Source organism: Pseudomonas sp., from assembly GCF_050739995.1.
In the GTDB taxonomy this organism is placed as follows: domain Bacteria; phylum Pseudomonadota; class Gammaproteobacteria; order Pseudomonadales; family Pseudomonadaceae; genus Aquipseudomonas.
The window spans coordinates 1-4,811 of record NZ_JBOICG010000279.1; the positions used below are offsets into that span (position 1 = coordinate 1).

The window sequence follows — 4,811 nt, forward strand, 5'->3', positions numbered from 1 at the left end:
TTGGGGCGGCTGCGCCACCCAGCGCGGGACAAGCCCGCTCACTACAGAATTGTGTGGGGGCTTATGCTCAGGACAGGAAACCACCGTCCACATTCAACGACACACCGGTGGTGTAGCTCGACGCATCACTGGCCAGGAACAACACCGCACCGGCCATTTCGCTCGGGTCGGCCACGCGCTTGAGTGGAATCTGCGCCAGGGCCATCTTCAGAATCGAATCGTTCTTCACCAGCGCCGAAGCGAACTTGGTATCGGTGAGGCCTGGCAGCAGCGCGTTGCAGCGGATGCCAAACGCCGCGCATTCCTTGGCGAACACTTTGGTCATGTTGATCACGGCCGCCTTGGTCACCGAGTAGATGCCCTGGAACACACCCGGGGAAATGCCGTTGATCGACGCCACATTGATGATGCTGCCGCCGCCGTTCTCGCGCATCAATTTGCCGGCTTCCACCGACATGAAGAAGTAGCCACGAATGTTCACGTCGACGGTCTTCTGGAAGGCGCCGAGGTCGGTGTCCAGTACGTTGCAGAACTGCGGGTTGGTAGCGGCGTTGTTGACGAGGATATCCAGGCGGCCGAACTGTTCACGGATGCCGGCGAACACCTGGGTGATCTGCTCCATTTCACCAATATGGCAAGCCACGGCCGTGGCCTTGCCGCCGTCGGCAATGATCGCATCAGCCACGTGCTGGCAGCCTTCAAGCTTGCGGCTGGAGACGATCACATGGGCGCCTTGCTGGGCCAGCAGCTTGGCGATGGCTTCACCGATGCCACGGCTGGCGCCGGAAACAAATGCGATCTTGCCGTCGAGGTCGAACAGGTGGGTCTTGGACATAACGGTTCCTTAAAGAGACGATTTGCTGATGACATTCAGGCTCATTTGCTCCAGCAGCTTGTTCATATGGATGAACTGCGCAAAGCGTTTGTCCTGGGTCTGGCCATGGAAGAAGCGGTAGTAGATCTGTTGCACGATACCGGCGAGGCGGAACAGGCCGTAGGTGTAGTAGAAGTCGAAGTTGTCGATTTGCAGACCTGCGCGTTCGGCGTAGTAGTCGACGAACTGACGGCGAGTGAGCATGCCGGGGGCGTTGCTCGGCTGGCGGCGCATCAGTTGCACTGGTGCCGGGTCGGCGGCTTCGATCCAGTAGGCGAGGGTGTTGCCCAAATCCATCAATGGGTCGCCCAGGGTGGTCAGTTCCCAGTCCAGCACGCCGATGATCTGCATTGGGTTGTGCGGGTCGAGGATCACGTTGTCGAAGCGGTAGTCGTTGTGCACGATGCTGGATGTCGGATGGTCGGCCGGCATCTTGTCGTTGAGCCACGCGCGCACCTTCTCCCAGCGGGGGGCATCCGGGGTCAGGGCCTTTTCGTAGCGGTCGCTCCAGCCGCGAATCTGGCGCTCGACATAGCCCTCGGGTTTGCCCAGGTCGGCCAGGCCGCAGGCGGCGTAATCCACCTGGTGCAGTTCGACGAACTTGTCGATGAAGCTTTTGCACAGGGCTTCGGTCTTGGTCGCGTCCAGGCCCAGCTCGGCCGGCAGGTCAGAGCGCAGGATGATGCCGTTGACCCGTTCCATCACATAGAACTCGGCGCCGATCACGGATTCATCGGTGCAGTGCACGTAGGCTTTGGGGCAATACGGGAAGCCGTCCTTGAGCTGATTGAGAATGCGGTATTCGCGGCCCATGTCATGGGCGGACTTGGCTTTGTGGCCAAACGGCGGGCGGCGCAGCACGAATTCCTGACCCGGGTACTCCAGCAGGTAAGTCAGGTTGGACGCACCACCGGGGAACTGGCTGATCTTGACCGCACCGCTGAGCCCCGGAATGTGGGCCTTCAGGTAAGGGTCGATCAGGCTGGCATCCAGTTCTTCGCCTGGGCGGATCTGGGTCGATTGGTCGTTAAGCGCCATGCTTATCCCTTCTGCTTATTTTAAAGGCCGTGGACTATTGGCTAATCTAATGTGCACCACCGCCCAGCGACAAGGTCGGGGCGGCTTAATAGGTTAGCGTGTTGGATGATGATCAGCGGGCCTGATGTGCTCAAATCACCAGCACTGCACGGCCACCGGGCGTACAGGACAGGTTGGCGCCGATGTCGACTTTGGCCAGGTCGATGCCCAGGCCGGCGAGCAGGTTATTGACCAGTGGGTCGAGCAATGGGCTGAGCAGGCCGGATATCACGCCGCTGAGCAGGTTCAATACGCCAGTCAGCACATCGACCACCAGGCCCAGAACCAAACCCAGAAGCCCGCCGAGTGTCGGTGTATGGCTGGTCAACTGGATACCCTTGAGGGTGTCGCTCAAACTGCCGACGACGTTGTTGGCGCTGAAGCTGAAATAACTCGGCGGTTGTTTGACCTCGGGTGGCGACACATACACATGGGTGCGGGTCGTCTTGGCGACGCTGCTGTCGACCCTCAGGCTCAGGCCGCCGACCGCGTAGGGTTGGCGTGGGTCGCATACGCCTTTGCTGCAGGTCTTGACGCCCAGGTCGAGCAACGGGAAGTCGTCGACTTTCAGGGTTTCGGTGGACGAAAACAGGTTCTTCGGGTCGATCTGGCCCACCATCAACCGCACCGCTGAAGTGGTGGCTGACACGGAGAGGGATTTGTCGGCGGCCCCATTGCAGCGGTAGCCTGTGACGTAGCTACTGCCACTGGCCGCCTCCAGGCCAATATCGATTTGTGTGCCTGGAACCACATCCAATGAGCTGCCCAGCAGCAAGCCAACAAGGTCGGTGACCAGGCCAATCACTTTGGTGAGCCCGTCGATCACGGGCAGTTTCAGTGATATCCAGGTTCTGACTTGCGCCGTGCGCACCACAATCGGCTGGGTATCGATCAATTGCGGGTTACCTATCGCAGAAATCTGTGCGGGCTCGATGACCCGGGTCTTGACCGTGACATTCAACAGGCCCAGTACATCCACCGGCAGCTCGACCGCCACCGCGCTGGCCTTGTTCGACAGCTGTACGAAGCCCTGGATCAGGTTGAACAGTTGCAGGTCCACATTCAGTGCGCTTTTGTCAGTGCCGTTCTGGATCTTGATCAAGTCGCCCAGGTGCAGGATCTCGGTGCCCGGCGCAATCAGCTTGATGGCTTCCAGGTTATTGATCACCACCTTGACCGCGTCGCTGCCCAACTTGAGCACATCGATGGCGGCCTGGATCAACTGGCCGACGGTGGCGTCGGTCTTGAGCAGTTGGTCGTAGTTGCCCGCACTGACATTCAGGCGGATGGCCAGGGCATCCAGGTAGCTGAGCAGGCTGATGTCGGTATTGATCAAACCATTCCAACCCACAGCGTCGAGCTGCAACTTACCGCCCAGCAGACCGCCGATCAGGCCGTTGAGGGCGGCGGACTTGGTGCTGTCTATTGTCAGCAAGGTGCTGCGCACTGTGAGTGTTGCGACCGGTGGGGCGGGCGCAGCGGCAACGGCGGTGGCGCTCAGCAGCGTCGTCAGGCTGACAGGCTGCGCTGAAAACAGCGTGTGCACGGCATGGGCGATGCTGGTGGCGACGCGATGGGTGGCGATCACCTGGATGGCATCGGCTTTGGCAGGGTCAACGCTGAAGGTGCGCATAAAGTTCGCGCCAGTGGCCAGGGTGCCGCAAGCGGTGGCCAGCGTACGGTTTGCATCCACCGTGAAGTTATTGCGCAGGGCACTTTGGGTCGCAAATTGCGCGGCGTTGTTATTCGGCGCCGCACACTTGCCGCCGCGGCTGACCGCTTCCAGCGCCGCGGTGTCGACAACGCGCTGCAATTTGCGCTTTTCCAGGTACAGGCGGCCGCTGTCGACCACCAGTAACAAAAACAACAACGCGATCCCGAGCGTCACTGCGCCCATCAAACCGATGACCCCGCGTTGACGGGCCGGACCGGGTCCATGGCCAAACATTGTGCGTTCCTTCGCCGGTCATGCACCGACGTCCTGAGCATCCCCGCATGCAGTGTAGACAGGTTTCAGGTCGGCGCTGGCAAATCGCTACTAGTTGCGTGGCGGCAGTGCCACCGGCGTCAGGACGGGGCGGCCGGCGAAGTACTCCACCAGGTTGTCGGCCACGCGTTGCACGGTATCGTGGGCTGCTTCGGGCGACAGGCCGGCGACATGGGAGGTGAGTACGGTATTGCTCAGGCGCTTGAGGGCATCGGGCACCTTGGGCTCATCGTCGAACACATCCAGTGCGGCACCGCCGATACGCCGCTGCTCAAGGGCGGCGACGAGGTCGGCAGTCACCACCACGCTGCCGCGCCCGATGTTTACCAAGTAGCCGTTCGGCCCCAGTGCGTCCAGTGCGTGGCGATCGATCAGGTGACGGGTGCTCACCCCGCCCGGCGTGGCCAGGATCAGGAAGTCCGAGGTGCGCGCCAACTCCACCGCCGTGGCGCAATAGGTGTAATCCACGTCATCGCGAGGCTGGCGGTTGTGATAACTCACCTCCATGCCGAAGCCGAGTGAGGCGCGCTTGGCGATCTCCATGCCCACGGCGCCCAACCCGAGAATGCCCAATTGCTTGCCGCCCAGGGAGGGGCGCATCACCTTTGGCCATTCGCTGCGCCGTACCGCCGCATCGGTCTGGGGAATGCCGCGCACCAGCGACAACAGCAACGCCATGGCATGGTCGGCCACCGACGGCGCGTTCACTCCGGCGCCATTGGTGACCACGATCCCACGATTGCTCGCTGCCTGCAGGTCCACATGTTCGTAGCCGGCGCCGATCACGCAAATGATCTCCAGCAGCGGCAGCGCGGCAATTTCCTCGGCGTACAACCCCAGTGGGCCACGGGTCAGCACGGCCTTGATCTGCCC

The 4,811-nt window shown here is 61.4% G+C and carries 4 protein-coding genes; all 4 read right to left on the bottom strand.

The features are described from left to right. Nucleotides 1–67: 67 nt before the first annotated feature. Entirely contained in the window at nucleotides 68–835 is a 768-nt protein-coding gene (locus tag ACRESD_RS09550; RefSeq protein WP_094952746.1) for an SDR family oxidoreductase, read from the bottom strand. Between the two features lie 9 nt (nucleotides 836–844). After that, nucleotides 845–1,912 (bottom strand): phosphotransferase family protein, encoded by a 1,068-nt coding sequence (locus tag ACRESD_RS09555; protein ID WP_431750691.1) that lies wholly within the window; start codon nucleotides 1,910–1,912, stop codon nucleotides 845–847. A gap of 130 nt (nucleotides 1,913–2,042) precedes the next feature. Continuing rightward, on the bottom strand, nucleotides 2,043–3,899 hold the full coding sequence (locus ACRESD_RS09560) for a pilus assembly protein TadG-related protein (RefSeq protein ID WP_431750692.1): 1,857 nt from the start codon (nucleotides 3,897–3,899) through the stop codon (nucleotides 2,043–2,045). A gap of 90 nt (nucleotides 3,900–3,989) precedes the next feature. Then, on the bottom strand, nucleotides 3,990–4,811 hold an 822-nt coding region (locus tag ACRESD_RS09565), incomplete at its 5' end, for a 2-hydroxyacid dehydrogenase (RefSeq protein WP_431750693.1).

Coding starts and splice junctions, on each gene's coding strand:
- ACRESD_RS09550 (WP_094952746.1), bottom strand. CDS start 835: ATGTCCAAGACCCACCTGTTCGACCTCGACGGCAAGATCGCATTTGTT.
- ACRESD_RS09555 (WP_431750691.1), bottom strand. CDS start 1,912: ATGGCGCTTAACGACCAATCGACCCAGATCCGCCCAGGCGAAGAACTG.
- ACRESD_RS09560 (WP_431750692.1), bottom strand. CDS start 3,899: ATGTTTGGCCATGGACCCGGTCCGGCCCGTCAACGCGGGGTCATCGGT.